This is a genomic window from Agrobacterium sp. A3-95 (assembly GCF_053521785.1).
Genome location: NZ_JBNWDR010000004.1, coordinates 31,136 through 46,280, shown reverse-complemented (window position 1 = coordinate 46,280; position 15,145 = coordinate 31,136). Strand labels below are relative to the sequence as shown.

16 protein-coding genes are annotated in these 15,145 nt (G+C 58.5%); 5 read left to right on the top strand and 11 right to left on the bottom strand.

Going from position 1 to position 15,145, the window contains the following annotated elements:
• Positions 1 to 43: 43 nt before the first annotated feature.
• On the bottom strand, positions 44 to 1,360 hold the full coding sequence (locus tag ACQZ5Y_RS12505) for a replication-associated recombination protein A (protein ID WP_019567062.1): 1,317 nt from the start codon (positions 1,358 to 1,360) through the stop codon (positions 44 to 46).
• Positions 1,357 to 2,763 carry a DegQ family serine endoprotease gene (locus tag ACQZ5Y_RS12500; RefSeq protein ID WP_003516104.1) on the bottom strand — a complete coding sequence of 469 codons (1,407 nt, stop codon included), beginning with the start codon at positions 2,761 to 2,763 and terminating at the stop codon, positions 1,357 to 1,359. Before ACQZ5Y_RS12500 ends, ACQZ5Y_RS12505 begins: the two co-directional genes overlap by 4 nt.
• Positions 2,764 to 2,937: 174 nt before the next feature.
• Here ACQZ5Y_RS12500 and ACQZ5Y_RS12495 point away from each other — a divergent pair, with 174 nt between their 5' ends.
• A complete protein-coding gene (locus tag ACQZ5Y_RS12495; protein ID WP_019567060.1) occupies positions 2,938 to 3,291 on the top strand; it encodes a lysozyme inhibitor LprI family protein in 354 nt (117 codons plus the stop codon).
• 3 nt (positions 3,292 to 3,294) lie between these two features.
• Here ACQZ5Y_RS12495 and ACQZ5Y_RS12490 read toward each other — a convergent pair whose 3' ends face one another.
• Positions 3,295 to 4,296, bottom strand: coding sequence for a serine hydrolase domain-containing protein (locus ACQZ5Y_RS12490; RefSeq protein ID WP_112752539.1), 1,002 nt, complete (start codon positions 4,294 to 4,296; stop codon positions 3,295 to 3,297).
• Positions 4,297 to 4,560: 264 nt separating this feature from the next.
• Positions 4,561 to 6,396 carry a dihydroxy-acid dehydratase gene (gene ilvD, locus ACQZ5Y_RS12485; RefSeq protein WP_013636431.1) on the bottom strand — a complete coding sequence of 612 codons (1,836 nt, stop codon included), beginning with the start codon at positions 6,394 to 6,396 and terminating at the stop codon, positions 4,561 to 4,563.
• 312 nt (positions 6,397 to 6,708) lie between these two features.
• On the opposite strand from ilvD, the gene msrP reads away from it, so the two are divergent.
• Both msrP and msrQ read left to right on the top strand, forming a co-directional pair.
• Positions 6,709 to 7,650 (top strand): protein-methionine-sulfoxide reductase catalytic subunit MsrP, encoded by a 942-nt coding sequence (gene msrP / locus ACQZ5Y_RS12480; protein ID WP_025593942.1) that lies wholly within the window; start codon positions 6,709 to 6,711, stop codon positions 7,648 to 7,650.
• A gap of 2 nt (positions 7,651 to 7,652) precedes the next feature.
• A complete protein-coding gene (gene msrQ, locus ACQZ5Y_RS12475) occupies positions 7,653 to 8,300 on the top strand; it encodes a protein-methionine-sulfoxide reductase heme-binding subunit MsrQ (protein WP_003516113.1) in 648 nt (215 codons plus the stop codon).
• Here msrQ and ACQZ5Y_RS12470 read toward each other — a convergent pair.
• Complete coding sequence (locus ACQZ5Y_RS12470; RefSeq protein ID WP_174049700.1) at positions 8,254 to 8,682, bottom strand: ribosomal maturation YjgA family protein; 429 nt, start codon at positions 8,680 to 8,682, stop codon at positions 8,254 to 8,256. The genes msrQ and ACQZ5Y_RS12470 overlap by 47 nt on opposite strands.
• 57 nt (positions 8,683 to 8,739) lie before the next feature.
• Between ACQZ5Y_RS12470 and ACQZ5Y_RS12465 the strand changes: the two genes are divergently transcribed.
• Positions 8,740 to 9,612 (top strand): DUF817 domain-containing protein, encoded by an 873-nt coding sequence (locus ACQZ5Y_RS12465; protein ID WP_174049702.1) that lies wholly within the window; start codon positions 8,740 to 8,742, stop codon positions 9,610 to 9,612.
• Between the two features lie 207 nt (positions 9,613 to 9,819).
• A complete protein-coding gene (locus ACQZ5Y_RS12460; RefSeq protein ID WP_336509973.1) occupies positions 9,820 to 10,143 on the top strand; it encodes a hypothetical protein in 324 nt (107 codons plus the stop codon).
• Positions 10,144 to 10,222: 79 nt separating this feature from the next.
• Here the strand turns inward: ACQZ5Y_RS12460 and rplQ are convergent, their stop codons facing one another.
• The 6 genes from rplQ to secY all read right to left on the bottom strand — a co-directional run bounded on the left by rplQ (position 10,223) and on the right by secY (position 15,104).
• Positions 10,223 to 10,648, bottom strand: a complete 426-nt coding sequence (rplQ, locus tag ACQZ5Y_RS12455) for a 50S ribosomal protein L17 (RefSeq protein WP_174059882.1) — start codon at positions 10,646 to 10,648, stop codon at positions 10,223 to 10,225.
• Between the two features lie 118 nt (positions 10,649 to 10,766).
• Positions 10,767 to 11,777 carry a DNA-directed RNA polymerase subunit alpha gene (locus ACQZ5Y_RS12450; RefSeq protein WP_003516121.1) on the bottom strand — a complete coding sequence of 337 codons (1,011 nt, stop codon included), beginning with the start codon at positions 11,775 to 11,777 and terminating at the stop codon, positions 10,767 to 10,769.
• 195 nt (positions 11,778 to 11,972) lie between these two features.
• On the bottom strand, positions 11,973 to 12,362 hold the full coding sequence (gene rpsK / locus ACQZ5Y_RS12445) for a 30S ribosomal protein S11 (protein ID WP_003495225.1): 390 nt from the start codon (positions 12,360 to 12,362) through the stop codon (positions 11,973 to 11,975).
• Between the two features lie 138 nt (positions 12,363 to 12,500).
• Positions 12,501 to 12,869 carry a 30S ribosomal protein S13 gene (rpsM, locus tag ACQZ5Y_RS12440; RefSeq protein ID WP_003516122.1) on the bottom strand — a complete coding sequence of 123 codons (369 nt, stop codon included), beginning with the start codon at positions 12,867 to 12,869 and terminating at the stop codon, positions 12,501 to 12,503.
• A 307-nt stretch (positions 12,870 to 13,176) separates the two neighbouring features.
• Complete coding sequence (locus ACQZ5Y_RS12435) at positions 13,177 to 13,767, bottom strand: adenylate kinase (RefSeq protein WP_003516123.1); 591 nt, start codon at positions 13,765 to 13,767, stop codon at positions 13,177 to 13,179.
• Positions 13,764 to 15,104, bottom strand: a complete 1,341-nt coding sequence (secY, locus tag ACQZ5Y_RS12430) for a preprotein translocase subunit SecY (protein ID WP_003516124.1) — start codon at positions 15,102 to 15,104, stop codon at positions 13,764 to 13,766. Before secY ends, ACQZ5Y_RS12435 begins: the two co-directional genes overlap by 4 nt.
• Positions 15,105 to 15,145 lie beyond the last annotated feature (41 nt).

The window sequence follows — 15,145 nt, the reverse complement described above, 5'->3', positions numbered from 1 at the left end:
CTCACTTTGGCAAGCGCCTGATTCTTTTTGTGAAGAAAGCTTTTTAACGCGAACCGCGCTCGCGGCGCAGCTTCGCCCACCAGTCGAGACGCTTGCGGATGTCCCGCTCGAAACCCCTGTCGGGCGGATCGTAAAACGTCTTGCGCCCCATTTTTTCCGGAAAATAGTCCTGTCCCGAAAAGGCATCCGGCTCGTCATGGTCGTAACGGTAACCGTCACCATAACCCTCGCCCTTCATCAGCTTTGTCGGCGCGTTCAGAATATGTTTTGGCGGCACCAGCGAGCCGTTTTCCTTGGCCGCCCGCATCGCCGATTTGAAGGCTGTATAAACGGCATTCGATTTCGGCGCGGTGGCGAGATAGACGCAGGCCTGCGCCAGCGCCAGTTCGCCTTCCGGTGAACCCAGATAATCATAGGCGTCCTTGGCGGCATTGCAGACGGCAAGCGCCTGCGGATCGGCAAGGCCGATATCCTCCACCGCCATGCGCACCAGCCGCCTCCCGATAAAGAGCGGGTCTTCGCCGGCATCGAACATGCGGCAGAGATAATAAAGCGCCGCATCCGGGTCCGAACCGCGCACCGATTTATGCAGCGCGGAAATCAGATTGTAGTGGCCGTCCTGTCCCTTGTCGTAAACCGGCGCGCGCCGCTGCACGATGCGCGTCAGCCCTTCGGTATCGAAAGTCTCGTCCTTGCGCGCCGCACGCCAGACCTCTTCGGCAAGCGTCAGCACGGCGCGGCCATCGCCATCGGCCATCCGGATCAGGCTGACACGCGCCTCCTCGGTCAGCGGCAGAGGCTTGCCCTCCGCCTCTTCGGCGCGCTTCAAAAGCTCGCCCAGGCTCTCTTCGTCATGCGAACCGAACGTGAGGACACGCGCCCGCGACAAAAGAGCGGCATTCAGTTCAAAGGACGGGTTTTCGGTGGTTGCACCCACAAGAATGATGGTGCCGTCTTCCATGACCGGCAGGAAGCTGTCCTGCTGGGCACGGTTGAAACGATGGATCTCATCAACAAAAAGCAGCGTCTGCCGGCCGTTCATCCGGCGTGTGCGTGCTGCCTCGAAGACCTTCTTGAGATCGGCAACACCGGAAAAGATCGCCGAAATCTGTTCGAAAGCCAGCCCGGCCTCGCCCGAAAGCAAACGCGCGACCGTCGTCTTGCCGGTGCCGGGCGGTCCCCAGAAGATCATCGATCCGAGTGAGCCGCTATCGATCATACGGCGCAGCACGCCCTCTTCACCCGTCAGATGCGGCTGCCCGGTCACCTCCGCCAGCGTCTTCGGACGCAGGCGGTCGGCAAGAGGCCGCCGGTTGGCGACCTCGACAGGCACCTGTGGAGCAAAGAGGTCATCGCTCATCGCAGGAACTGCCGGATACGTTGACCGTCACGCAGGATTTCCACCCGCCAGAAGCCGGGATTGTCGTCCAGCGCCTTTTCGACCGCAGCCGTGGAGCCGATATCCGAGCCATTCAGCGATAGGATGACGTCCTTCGGCTGGAAACCGACCCGATAGGCCGGCGAACCGCGCTTCACATCGGTGACGACGACGCCGGTCACCTGCGAAGGCATGCGCAGTTCATCCGCAAGCTTCGGCGAGAGATTGGCGACAGTCGCGCCCGCCAGGGGATTGCGTCCCTCCAGCAGCCGTTCGTCACGCGGCGCGGTTTCCGGCGCCGTGTCGAGCGCAATGGTCACCTTCTTCTCTTTGCCCTTCTCCACCAGCGTCAATTCGGCGGACTTGCCGATGCCAGCCGTCGTGAGGCGATAACCGAGTGCATCGGGATGCTCCACCTCCAAACCGTTGACCGCCGTTACGACCTGCCCCGGCTCGATGCCAGCTTTCTCCGCCGGGCCGCCCTTGACGACGCTGACAACGAGCGCACCGCGCGCGCGGTGCAGGCCAAGCGCCTCGGCGACATCGGAGGTGACAGGATCGAAGGTCGCGCCGATATAGGGCCGCTGGAAGTTCGCGTCGCCACGCTCGGCGGCGGCAACGAAAACGCGGACCAGATTGGCGGGAATGGCAAAACCGATGCCGTTCGACCCGCCGCCCTTGGAGAAGATGGCAGTATTGATGCCGATCAACTCACCCGCCATGTTCATCAGCGCGCCGCCGGAATTGCCGGGGTTGATGGAGGCGTCGGTCTGGATGAAGAAGCCGAAATCGCCCTGCGTCACCTGGTTGCGCGCCAGCCCCGAGACGATGCCGCTTGTTACCGTCTGGCCGACACCGAAGGGGTTGCCGATGGCAAGCACGAGATCGCCGACTTCAATGGCATCCGAATTGCCAAGCGAAAGCACCGGAAACTGTTCCTTCGCGTCGATCTGCAGAATGGCAAGATCGACCCGGTCGTCCTTCAGCAGCACCTTGGAGGAGAATTCACGCCCATCCGCCAGAGCCACCTTGATGTCGTCGGCGCCATCGATGACGTGATTGTTGGTCACCACGAGGCCGCCGGCCGTCACGATCACACCCGATCCGAGCGAGGACTGTTTCTCCGTGCGGTTCGGCATCTGCTGGCCGAAGAACTGTTCGAAGAACGGGTCGCCGGCGAAGGGCGACGAGCGCCGCTGCACGATGCGTTCGGCATAGACATTCACCACAGCGCCCGCGGTACGCTTGACCAGCGGCGCGAAGGAAAGCTGCATTTCCGTGTGGCTTGCGGGCACGGTCTTGTTGTCCTGCGCCTGCGCTCCGACCGGAACGAGAAGCAGCGCCGCAAGAAAGCCGGTGGACAGATACTTCAGCACGCTCTGCATGTGATTCCTCATCCTCATCAGTATGATGGAGTTATAACGTGAAAGCCTATAAAGCAAAGCGCGGCAAGATGATGGCCGATCTTTTTCATGCGATGACCGGCTTGTGCGGGTGGAACCAACAGCACCCCATTTCGGTTTCACCCACACGAGCCTGTCCTCAAAATGAGACGACCCATGCACATGAAACAGACAATCCTTGCCTCCGGCATCCTCCTCGCCTGCGCTTCACTGGGTTCGCCCGCCAACGCCGCCAGCTTCGATTGCACGAAGCCGGATCTGGCTGCGGATGAAAAGGCGATCTGCGACAACCGCGCCCTCAACGATCAGGACGTGAAGATGGTCACCACCTTCGACATCCTGACACAACTGATGGCGATGGGCGCACGCGACACCTTGCGCGAAGAACAGAGCCAATGGTTGAAAAAACGCCAGGAATGCAATGCGGATGTCGCCTGCATTACAAGTGCCTATGAGGAGCGCATGAAGCGGCTCGGGGAAGCTTTCCAGAGCATAAACAGACCGCTCTGATTTTCACGCAACGCGAATGATATTCTCCATCAACCCATGCAATTGGTCGCGATAACCGGTTCTCGCCGAAGGCGCATCCTCACGGGACGTCATAACCACCGAAAGCCGTTTGGTGGGGACGATATAGAGCATCTGCCCGCCGTAGCCCCAGGCATAATAAACCGTCTCTCCCGCCATCTCCTTGATGAACCAGCAATAGCCGTAACCGTCGCCGTTGAAGACGGAATTGGTGCGTTGTTGCCAGGATTGATCGATCCAGCTCTGCGAAATCAAACGCTCGCCGCCTGGCGTTACCCCGCCCAGCCGGTAAAGCTCGCCGAAAGCCAGCAGCGACCGCGCCGTCATCGCCATCTGGTTGCCGCCGAGATAGATGCCCTGCGGGTCGCGCTCCCAGCCGCCGATTGAGAAGCCCTCCAGCGGCCGGAACCAGTCGCGCGCCAGCGACAGCGTCGAACGGCCGGATGCCTTGGTCAAAATCGCCGAAAGCAGATGCGTGGAACCGGTGGAGTAAAGCATGCCACCGCCCGGCTCTCCGGCAAAACCCGACCCCAGCGCCATTCGCACCCAGTTGCGGCTGGCGACCCAGCGGCCGTAGTTCGGGCCGGACATTCTTTCCAGACCGGACTGCATGGAAAGCAGGTTGCCGATGGTTACCCTTTCCAGACGCGCATCGGGGTTCGGCGGAAAATCGCTGCGCAGGATCGTGGCAATCGGCTGATCCGCCCCTGCCAATATCTTGCGGTCGATCGCCATGCCGACCAGCGCGGAAATGACCGATTTCGAGGCCGACTTGATGTTGGTGGAACCCATAAGGCTGGCGCCGTGATAGGCACGGCTGGCCACCTCCTCGCCGTCAATACTGACGATGACGGCTTTCAGGCTCGAAAGCCCATCCGCCTCGTTGAGCAATGGACTGAAGCGGGCGCCGTTGCCGGGTGTTTGCCCGTGGGCAAGGCGGGCGAAAGGCAGGGATGCGATAAGGCCGAGTGCGGTTCGTCTTTTCATGATGCTGAAGTTAGGCATCGCGGCGCGTTGGAAAAGGGCAAGTGACGGAACATCACTCCAATGTGACTGCTGGCATGGAGGGTGGACGGCCGGATGGTTTAGAATTTGCGGTGCAGAAACAGCGTGTTGCGCGAGCTTGGAGAATCAAGCTCTGAGGCAATTGAATCTGTTTCTTAACGACGCGCGTAATCTGGGTCAGAACAAGAAAAAGCCGCTCAGAAGAGCGGCTCAGGCTGCCTGCAATGTAGGACCCTGCCCGCCAGATTACTCCGGCAAAATCCGAACAGCACCCTTGTCGGCACTGGACGCAAAAGCCGCATAGGCCTTCAGCGCTGTCGTGACGTTGCGCTTGCGGAACTCCGCAGGCTTCCAGCCGAGCTGATCCTGCTCGGCGCGGCGGGCTGCCAGTTCCGCATCCGTAACTTTGAGGTTGATCGTGCGGTTGGGAATATCGATCTCGATCAAGTCGCCCTGACGCACGAGGCCGATAGCGCCGCCCTGCGCCGCTTCCGGCGAGGCATGGCCGATGGACAGGCCGGATGTGCCGCCCGAAAAACGTCCGTCGGTGATCAGCGCGCAGGCTTTGCCGAGGCCCTTGGACTTGAGGTAGCTGGTCGGATAGAGCATTTCCTGCATTCCGGGGCCGCCCTTCGGTCCTTCGTAACGAATGACGACGACATCACCTGCCTTGACCTCGTTGGAAAGAATACCCTTCACCGCCGCGTCTTGGCTTTCGTAAACAACCGCCGGACCGCTGAATTTCAGGATGGATTCGTCGACACCCGCCGTCTTCACGATGCAGCCATCAAGAGCGATGTTGCCATAAAGCACGGCCAGACCGCCATCCTTGGAGAAAGGCTTTTCAACCGAGCGGATAACGCCGTTTTCACCGTCCGTATCCAGATCGTCCCAGCGCGACGACTGGCTGAAGGCCACCTGCGTCGGCACGCCGCCGGGGGCAGCCTTGAAGAACTGCCGCACGGTTTCGCTGTTGGTGCGGGTGATGTCCCAACGGTCGATGGCGTCGCCCAACGTCGCCTCGTGCACCGTGTAGGTATCGCGATTGAGGAGACCGCCACGATCCAGCTCACCGAGAATGCGCATGATGCCGCCAGCGCGGTGAACGTCCTCCATGTGCACGTCCTGCTTGGCAGGCGCGACCTTGGAAAGGCAGGGAACCTTGCGGGAAAGACGGTCGATGTCTTCCATGCCGAAATCGACACCGCCCTCATGCGCTGCCGCCAGAATATGCAGCACCGTGTTGGTGGAACCGCCCATGGCGATATCCAGCGACATGGCGTTTTCAAACGCAGCCTTGTTGGCAATGGTGCGCGGCAGAACGGTCTCGTCGTCCTGCTCGTAATAACGGCGCGCCAGATCGACGATCAGGTGACCGGCCTCGACGAACAGGCGTTTGCGGTCCGAATGGGTGGCAAGCGTCGAGCCATTGCCGGGCAATGACAGGCCGAGCGCCTCGGTCAGACAGTTCATGGAATTGGCAGTGAACATGCCGGAACAGGAACCGCAGGTCGGGCAAGCGGAACGCTCGATGATCTTGACGTCCTCATCGGAAATCTTGTCATCGGCAGCTGCGACCATGGCGTCAACCAGATCGAGTGCGACCGTCTTGCCATGCAGAACGACCTTGCCCGCTTCCATCGGACCACCGGAAACGAATACGGCGGGAATGTTGAGGCGCATCGCCGCATTCAGCATGCCGGGGGTGATCTTGTCGCAGTTGGAGATGCAAACCATCGCGTCGGCGCAATGGGCATTGACCATGTATTCGACCGAGTCAGCGATGATTTCGCGCGACGGCAGCGAATAAAGCATGCCGTCATGTCCCATGGCGATGCCGTCATCGACAGCGATGGTGTTGAATTCCTTGGCAACGCCACCGGCCGCTTCGATTTCACGCGCAACGAGCTGGCCGAGATCCTTCAGATGCACATGGCCCGGCACAAACTGCGTGAAGGAATTGACCACCGCGATGATGGGCTTGCCGAAATCGCTGTCCTTCATGCCGGTGGCGCGCCATAGGCCGCGCGCGCCCGCCATGTTGCGGCCGTGGGTTGTCGTTCTGGAGCGATAGACTGGCATGGTATTTTCCTCGATCTCTTGGGCAGAAGAGCGCATTACCGCACCGCGGTCAAAATGCCCTCGCCCTATTTTGCGGTTTTTCTAGCGCAAACCGTAAGCCCTGTCACTGTCACCTTCGGGCAAAACAGTACGGTTCGGTACGGTACGCCCGGTTTGAATGTTGCAATTCGCGCGGCCTGTCATCACAAATGCGCGATTTTTGCCGCCCGGCCGCTGTTTTTGCGCAGAGTGCTGAAACATATCTGTGCAGCGGCCGTATAGCCTATCATAATCGATTTATCGCCGATGCACCCGGCTTTTGTGGAGGTTGAAATGCCCGCCTATCGTCCGCCCCTCATCCCGGCACGAGAAATCACGCCGAAGAATATCTACCTCTCGAGACGCGGCTTCCTGGGCACCGCGGCGGGGCTTGCGGCAATCGGGCTTTCCGGCCGCGAGGCTGTCGCCACTCCGCTTGCTGCCAAAGCAGGCGCCTACAAGCTGGATGAGAAGCTCACCCCGCTCGATGCCGTCACCAGCTACAATAATTTCTATGAGTTCGGAGTGGGCAAATCCGACCCGAAGGAAAATTCCGGCAAGTTCAAGCCCACCCCCTGGACGGTAAAAGTGGATGGCCTTGTCTCCAAACCGCAGGAATTCGGCATCGAAGAGCTGATGAAATATCAGCTAGAGGAGCGCACCTATCGCATGCGCTGCGTCGAGGGCTGGTCGATGGTCATTCCGTGGATCGGTTTCCCTCTCGCCGCACTTCTCGACAAGGTGGAGCCACTCGGCAGCGCGAAATACGTGTCCTTCGAAACCGTGGTGCGGCCGGAGGAAATGCCGGGCCAGAGCGGCCTGTTCCAGCCTCTGTCCTGGCCCTATGTCGAGGGTCTGCGCCTAGATGAGGCCCGCCATCCTCTGACCATTCTTGCCGTCGGACTATACGGCGAAACCCTGCCGAACCAGAATGGCGCGCCCATTCGCCTCGTCGTTCCCTGGAAATACGGCTTCAAGGGCATCAAATCCATCGTCCGTATTTCGCTTGTCGAGAAACAGCCGGAAACGACGTGGAAAAACTCCAACGCCCGCGAATACGGTTTCTATTCCAACGTCAATCCGCATGTGGACCATCCGCGCTGGAGCCAGGCGACGGAACAGCGAATCGGCGAAGGCGGCTTTTTCGGCACCCAGAACCGCCCTACCCTGATGTTCAACGGCTATGACGAGGTGGCAAGCCTCTATACCGGCCTCGATCTAAAGGCGAATTACTGATCATGGCCCTCGCCTTTTCGCTTCCCTCACTGCCGAAGCGTTACCAGCCGGCAGCCATCTGGTCGCTTTATGTCATCGGCCTCTGTCCCGGCCTCTGGTATTTTTACCTCGCCGCAACCGGCGGCCTCGGCTTCAACCCAGTCAAGGATTTCGAGCACCTGCTCGGCATCTGGGCCCTGCGCTTTCTGTGCCTAGGCCTGCTGGTGACGCCGCTGCGCGATCTCTTCAACATAAACCTCATCGCCTATCGCCGGGCGTTGGGACTGATCGCCTTCTATTACGTGCTGGCACATTTCAGCGTCTATCTGGTTCTGGACCGCGGCCTGGTCTTCAGCTCCATCGCCGCTGATATTCTCAAGCGGCCCTATATCATGTTCGGCATGGCGGGGCTCGTCATGCTGCTGCCGCTCGCGCTCACCTCCAACCGCTGGTCGATCCGCAAGCTCGGCAGCCGCTGGAACACGCTGCACAAGCTCGTCTATCTCGTTCTCATCGTCGGCGTACTGCATTTCGTGTTGGCGCGAAAATCGATCACGCTCGAGCCGGTGTTTTATATCAGTACGATGGTGGTGTTGCTCGGGTATCGGCTGGTGCGGCCCTCGATCATGGCGGCGAAGAGGGCAAGGCGCGCAAGCCCCGTCCGGACGTAAAGGACGCCACCGCGATCCCGCCGACATAACAGACGATATTCCACACCGAGAAAACGCGGCCGAGCAGCAAAGCTCCGGCCGCCGTTGCGCGAAACGCGTCCAGCGCCGGGAAATGAACGAGCCGAATCAATTCCACGACGACGACGGCGATGACGGCGATGTGAACCTCGTAACCGTACCAGCGGGACGGAAGGATGGCCGCCAGCAGCAGATAGACCATCGCCCCCCAGAGCACGGATCCGCCATATTTTACCGCCACGAACGGCAATCCCACCTCGTAGCCGAACGCCCGCAAGCAAAGACCGCCAATGATCACAATCATGGCCGCCGCCAAAAGCCGGATGCGGGCAAAATAAGGCGGGGAAAGGCGTGACGGACCCATGCGAGTTCCTTCCGGTTTTCGTATGAAAATTTAACGGATACAAATCGAGGCGCGAACATGAGCACAGCAACAGGCCCAGCCGCAACCCGCCTCTCGGTTTTGGACAATCTTCTGTGCGATACCTATCCTTGGGGCGAACTCAAGGGCATCAGGCGCTTTGTCATCGAATTTCTCTATTTCGGCATCAAGGAAGCCCGTGCCTGCCTGTTTGCGGGATTGTTCTTCATTTCCATCTTCGTGGTGCCGCATGGTGGGGTATTTGGCATTCCGCGTTATGACGTGCTGCTGATCGTCGCGCTCGGCATCCAGTTCTTCATGATCTGGAGCAGGCTGGAAACGCTTGACGAGGCCAAGGCCATCCTGCTGTTCCATATCGTCGGCTTCGCGCTTGAGGTGTTCAAGACGTCAAGCGCTATCCAGTCCTGGTCCTACCCCGACTTCGCCTATAGCAAGGTCCTCGGCGTGCCGCTCTTTTCCGGCTTCATGTACGCCGCCGTCGGCAGCTACATCATCCAGGCGTGGCGCCTGCTGGATGTGCGCATTCGCAATTATCCCACCTATTGGATGGCAACGCTGATCGGCATCGCCATCTACGCCAACTTCTTCACCCACCACTTTATCGGTGACTACCGCTGGTACATCGCCGCCTGCGCCATCGGCCTCTATTCCCGCGCAACGGTGGTCTACCGTCCCTATGATCGGGATCGAAAGATGCCGCTGCTTCTCTCCTTCGTCCTGATAGGGTTTTTCGTCTGGCTGGCGGAAAACATCTCCACATTCTTCGGTATCTGGAAATATCCCGATCAGATCGGCGCCTGGTCCGTGGTGCATATCGGCAAGTGGAGTTCGTGGTCGCTGCTGGTCATCATGACGTTTATGATTGTCGCGCAACTCAAGCACATCAAGGCCCGCATCCACGTTCCAGAGTGAAGCGAGCGCTTTCCAAGCATCGTTAAAAAATACGATTGCAGGACATCGAGCCGATAGAGAGCAATAACTTGTAAATCCTGCCAAAAAATCTACCGGGCGATATACAAGACAAGCGAAAATACCGAAGTTGGCGTATTTATCGTTCACGACGCCAGCCGCCCTAATGGCTTCTATGTTGATACAGCTTACCATCGGAACGCCGATATTGTGAAAAAGACCATTACACCCGCGCCCGTATTCCTGAAATTTACAGGCTATATGATCCAAGACTTCGAAATGTTCGAAAGCTTGGATGGCGTCTTACTTTTAGGTTTGTATCACTTAACCAAAAAGGAGCGAAACGAGCTCAATACATTCCTTGCATCCCTGTTGCGCTCTGATGTTTCAGATAGCTTGATTGGAGATCTTTGGAACACATCCAATGCTGAATTTGGTGCCGAAGGTAAGGGAACTAGATGGCTTCTCAATCGGACAGTCGAGTTGATCGAAGGTGACGACGGCACTGACGGTTACTATCTGCGTCGTTCATGACTATTCTTTTGGAAAATAAAAAAGCCGGGTGATTTCTCACCCGGCTTTTTAATTCACGACGCCTGAACGGCGTCAGACCTTACGCAGCTTCGGCAGCATCAGCTTCCGCAGCAACGCGAGCCTTGTCGGCTGCGCCCTTGGCGTCAACGTCACGCTCGACGAATTCAACAACGGCCAGAGCCGCGTTGTCGCCCTGGCGGAAGCCAGCCTTCATGATGCGCAGGTAGCCGCCGTTGCGGGTTGCGTAACGCGAAGCGATTGCGTCGAACAGCTTGCGAACAGCGTCCTGATCCTTGATCTGCGAGATCGCCTGACGACGAGCGTGCAGGTCGCCGCGCTTGCCAAGCGTCACGAGACGCTCGACGATCGGACGGATTTCCTTCGCCTTAGGAAGGGTGGTGACGATCTGCTCATGGGTGATGAGCGAAGCAGCCATGTTGGCAAACATTGCCTTGCGGTGGCTGGCGGTTCTATTGAGCTTGCGGCCTGAATTACCGTGGCGCATTGCTATTCTCCTTCTACGCAGATGCCTTCTCTAAGGCCTGCCGTTTCCTGGCACATGCAGATGACTTATCTGCTGTTTGACGGGGAAAGGCAGTCTTTAAGGTCTGCCTTCTTGTTTGTTAGTATTGGTCTTCGTAACGCTTGGCGAGATCTTCGATGTTCTCAGGCGGCCATGCCGGTACTTCCATACCGAGGTGCAGACCCATGGAAGCGAGAACTTCCTTGATTTCGTTCAGCGACTTGCGACCAAAGTTCGGCGTGCGAAGCATTTCGGCTTCGGTCTTCTGGATCAGGTCGCCGATATAGACGATGTTGTCGTTCTTCAGGCAGTTTGCCGAACGAACGGACAGTTCCAGCTCGTCGACCTTCTTGAGAAGCGCCGGGTTGAACGCGAGTTCGGTAACCGATTCTTCTTCTGCTTCCTTCTGCGGCTCGTCGAAGTTGACGAAGACGCCGAGCTGGTCCTGAAGAATGCGAGCGGCGAAGGCAACGGCGTCTTCGCCGGAAACCGAACCGTTGGTCTCGATCGTCATGATCAGCTTGTCATAGTCGAGAACCTGACCTTCACGGGTGTTTTCCACCTTGTAGGACACTTTCTTGACCGGAGAATACAGGCTGTCCACCGGAATGAGGCCAATCGGGGCATCTTCCGCGCGGTTGCGCTCAGCCGGTACGTAACCCTTGCCGTTGTTGACGGTGAATTCCATGCGGATTTCAGCGCCTTCGTCCAGCGTGCAGATCACGTGGTCGGGGTTCAGGATCTCGATGTCGCCAACCGTCTGGATGTCACCAGCGGTTACCGAACCCGGACCCTGCTTGCGCACGACCATGCGCTTGGAATCGTCACCATCCATCTTGATGGCGATTTCCTTGATGTTGAGCACGATATCCGTCACATCTTCCCGAACGCCGGGGATGGAGGAGAATTCGTGCAGGACACCGTCGATCTGCACGGCCGTAACAGCGGCACCACGCAGAGAAGACAACAGAACGCGACGCAGCGCGTTGCCGAGGGTAAGACCGAAACCACGCTCCAGCGGCTCGGCAACGAGCGTTGCCTTGGTGCGGCTGGACGAGGTGAACTCGACCTTGTTCGGCTTGATAAGTTCCTGCCAGTTCTTCTGAATCATCTTTAAACCTTCCGTTCGCCGCCACCATCCAATCGTGACGGACCGAGCATGAAAACACTGAGAGGAACCTAATTCCGCGGTTCATCAGTGGGTTCTTGAGCGCAAGTCCGTCGATCGAAATCGACGCGCACACGCCAGATACACGAAAATTCCGCCAGACCGAAGGAAAGGCGGAATTTCCGAACCACGGTCGCGTCAGACGCGGCGCTTCTTGCGCGGACGGCAACCGTTGTGCGGGATCGGCGTCACGTCGCGAATGGAAGTGATCATGAAACCGGCAGCCTGCAGAGCGCGAAGTGCCGATTCACGGCCGGAACCCGGACCGCAAACTTCAACTTCAAGCGACTTCATGCCGTGTTCCTGAGCCTTCTTCGCGCAATCTTCAGCAGCGATCTGGGCAGCAAACGGGGTCGACTTGCGCGAACCCTTGAAGCCCTTGGCACCAGCAGACGACCAGGCAATAGCATTGCCCTGTGCGTCGGTGATGGTGATCATCGTGTTGTTGAAGGTCGAGTTGACATGCGCGACGCCCGACGTGATATTTTTACGTTCGCGACGGCGAACGCGTGCGGCTTCCTTGGCCATTTTATACCTTTCATTGATCTCTTCACCGCCGTAACACCAGCGGCTACACCGGCGATCGACCCGTTTCCGAGCTTCACGCCAAACTCAGAAAGGCTGGCGCAGACCGCACCAGCCTCTCCTTTCCGGAGAACCGGAAAATTACTTCTTCTTACCAGCGATAGCCTTCGCCGGACCCTTACGGGTGCGGGCGTTGGTGTGCGTGCGCTGACCGCGGACCGGAAGGCCACGACGGTGACGCAGGCCGCGGTAGCAGCCGAGGTCCATCAGACGCTTGATGTTCATCGAGGTCTCGCGACGAAGATCGCCTTCGACCTGATAGTCGCGGTCGATGGCTTCGCGGATCTGAAGAACTTCAGCATCCGTAAGCTGATGAACGCGCTTGTCAGCCGGAAGACCGACCTTGTCCATGATTTCCTGCGCGAATTTCGGACCAATCCCGTGAATATACGTCAGCGCAATAACAACGCGCTTTGCAGTCGGGATGTTGACGCCAGCGATACGTGCCACGTCTTTTCTCCTTGGTTCCAGTTGCCATCCGGCAAGTGGTGATTCCATTCGAGCGGCCGACACGACCGCCAGTTCAAAATTGATGTCCGTGACAAGTCAAAACGACCGAACCCGGATTTCCCTCCCTTAAGGGAAATCCGCGCCAGTCGCTTGGGATGTCGCGAGTTGGCGCGGTGTTTAACGGAATCAGCGCTAAAAAGCAACCGGCTCCGCCAAGATTCTTTTGCGATCCAAAGGATACGCCGTATCAGGAGCACAGGATTTGCCGGGAAAACCGCCTGCGGTTTTCACCATCCCGCTCCAACCATCAGGCCGAGGCCTTTTCCAGAACCCGTTCGATGGCCGCGGTGACGGCATCGACATCAGCCATGCCATCCAGTGTCACAAGTTCACCCTGCTCGCTGTAATATTGCGACAGCGGCGCAGTCTTCTCGCGATACTCCGTCAACCGCTTGCGGAAGGCTTCCGGATTGTCGTCGGAACGAACCGTGCCACCCGCAGCAATGGTCTCTGCAACGCGATTTTCGATTCGGCGAATCAGCGCCTCCTCGTCCACCTTCAGTTCTATGACGGCATCGAGGGCAACGTTCTTCTTGTGCATGTTCTCGGCAAGCGCCTTGGCCTGCGGAACGGTGCGCGGATAGCCATCGAGAATGAAACCCTTGGCACAGTCCGGAGCTTCGATGCGTTCGGAAACGATCTGATTGACGATATCGTCGGAAACCAGCCCGCCGGCGTCCATGACGGCCTTGGCGCGCTTGCCTATTTCCGTGCCCGCGCTAACCGCAGCGCGAAGCATGTCACCGGTGGAAAGCTGCGGGATCCCGTACTTGTCAGTCAGGCGTTTGGCCTGGGTTCCCTTGCCCGCACCCGGCGGACCTAAAAATATCAGTCTCATCGTCCCCTCTTTCCTCCACGCAACTTCGACTTCTTGATCAGTCCTTCATACTGCTGCGCGATCAGGTGTCCCTGAATTTGCGCAACCGTGTCCAGAGTTACACTGACAACGATCAAAAGCGAAGTACCACCAAGGGCTAATGGAATGCCCGTACGTGCGATAAGTGTCTCAGGAAGGATACACACGAAGACAAGATAAACAGCGCCGACAACCGTGATACGGGTCAGAACGTAATCTATGTACTCCGCGGTGCGCTCGCCCGGACGAATGCCCGGAATAAAGCCGCCATGCTTCTTGAGGTTATCGGCCGTGTCCTTCGGATTGAAGACGATAGCCGTGTAGAAAAATGCAAAGAACGCGATGAGCAGGCCGTAGAGCGCCATGAACAGCGGCTGTCCATGCTGCAGCGACGCGATGATCGAAGTTGCCCAGCCCGGCAGGTTGGTGTTTCCGGCAAAACCGGCAGCCGTCGCAGGCAGAAGCAGCAGCGAGGATGCGAAGATCGCGGGAATAACGCCAGCCGTGTTGAGCTTCAGCGGCAGATGAGAGGTATCGCCCTGGAACATCCGGTTGCCGACCTGGCGTTTCGGATATTGTATCAGCAAACGGCGCTGGGCGCGCTCCACGAAAACAATCAGCGCGATGACGCCGATTGCCACGATAACGACCATGAGGATGAGCGTCGTCGACAGCGCACCGGTGCGGCCGAGTTCCAGCGTGCCGGCAAGCGCCTTGGGCAGACCTGCGGCAATACCGGCAAAGATGATGAGCGAAATACCGTTGCCGATGCCGCGCGAGGTAATCTGTTCGCCAAGCCACATCAGGAACATCGTGCCGCCGAGCAGCGTGATGACGGTGGAAATACGGAAGAACAGGCCAGGATCGACCACGAGGCCGTTGCCGCTCTCAAGGCCGACAGCGATGCCGTAGGCCTGCAGGGTGCCAAGCAGTACCGTGCCGTAGCGCGTGTACTGGTTGATAATCTTGCGTCCGGCTTCGCCTTCCTTCTTCAACGCCTCGAGCGAAGGCACGACCGAGGTCATGAGCTGCACGATGATCGAAGCGGAGATGTAAGGCATGATGCCGAGGGCGAAGATCGCCATACGCTCGACTGCGCCACCCGCAAACATGTTGAAAAGACCGAGAATACCGTTGGCCTGGCCACGGAAGGCCTGCGCATAGGCTTCTGGGTTCAGACCCGGAAGCGGAATGTGGGTACCAAGACGGTAGACGAGAAGTGCGGCAAGAGTAAACCAGAGACGCTTTTTCAGATCCTCCGCCTTAGCGAAGGTCGAAAAATTCAGGTTCGAAGCCAGTTGTTCCGCTGCTGAAGCCATAAATTTCTCCGAATGACCCTTGCCGGCCAGCGAAACCGGCC

Excerpts from the sequence above, each read along its gene's own strand:
- ACQZ5Y_RS12470 (WP_174049700.1), bottom strand. The coding sequence starts at position 8,682 with ATGGGTCCGTCACGCCTTTCCCCGCCTTATTTTGCCCGCATCCGGCTT.
- secY (WP_003516124.1), bottom strand. The coding sequence starts at position 15,104 with ATGGCTTCAGCAGCGGAACAACTGGCTTCGAACCTGAATTTTTCGACC.
- ilvD (WP_013636431.1), bottom strand. The coding sequence starts at position 6,396 with ATGCCAGTCTATCGCTCCAGAACGACAACCCACGGCCGCAACATGGCG.
- rplQ (WP_174059882.1), bottom strand. The coding sequence starts at position 10,648 with ATGCGCCACGGTAATTCAGGCCGCAAGCTCAATAGAACCGCCAGCCAC.
- msrQ (WP_003516113.1), top strand. The coding sequence starts at position 7,653 with ATGGCCCTCGCCTTTTCGCTTCCCTCACTGCCGAAGCGTTACCAGCCG.
- ACQZ5Y_RS12495 (WP_019567060.1), top strand. The coding sequence starts at position 2,938 with ATGCACATGAAACAGACAATCCTTGCCTCCGGCATCCTCCTCGCCTGC.
- msrP (WP_025593942.1), top strand. The coding sequence starts at position 6,709 with ATGCCCGCCTATCGTCCGCCCCTCATCCCGGCACGAGAAATCACGCCG.
- ACQZ5Y_RS12435 (WP_003516123.1), bottom strand. The coding sequence starts at position 13,767 with ATGAGACTGATATTTTTAGGTCCGCCGGGTGCGGGCAAGGGAACCCAG.
- ACQZ5Y_RS12505 (WP_019567062.1), bottom strand. The coding sequence starts at position 1,360 with ATGAGCGATGACCTCTTTGCTCCACAGGTGCCTGTCGAGGTCGCCAAC.
- ACQZ5Y_RS12490 (WP_112752539.1), bottom strand. The coding sequence starts at position 4,296 with ATGAAAAGACGAACCGCACTCGGCCTTATCGCATCCCTGCCTTTCGCC.
- ACQZ5Y_RS12450 (WP_003516121.1), bottom strand. The coding sequence starts at position 11,777 with ATGATTCAGAAGAACTGGCAGGAACTTATCAAGCCGAACAAGGTCGAG.
- ACQZ5Y_RS12500 (WP_003516104.1), bottom strand. The coding sequence starts at position 2,763 with ATGCAGAGCGTGCTGAAGTATCTGTCCACCGGCTTTCTTGCGGCGCTG.
- rpsK (WP_003495225.1), bottom strand. The coding sequence starts at position 12,362 with ATGGCCAAGGAAGCCGCACGCGTTCGCCGTCGCGAACGTAAAAATATC.
- ACQZ5Y_RS12465 (WP_174049702.1), top strand. The coding sequence starts at position 8,740 with ATGAGCACAGCAACAGGCCCAGCCGCAACCCGCCTCTCGGTTTTGGAC.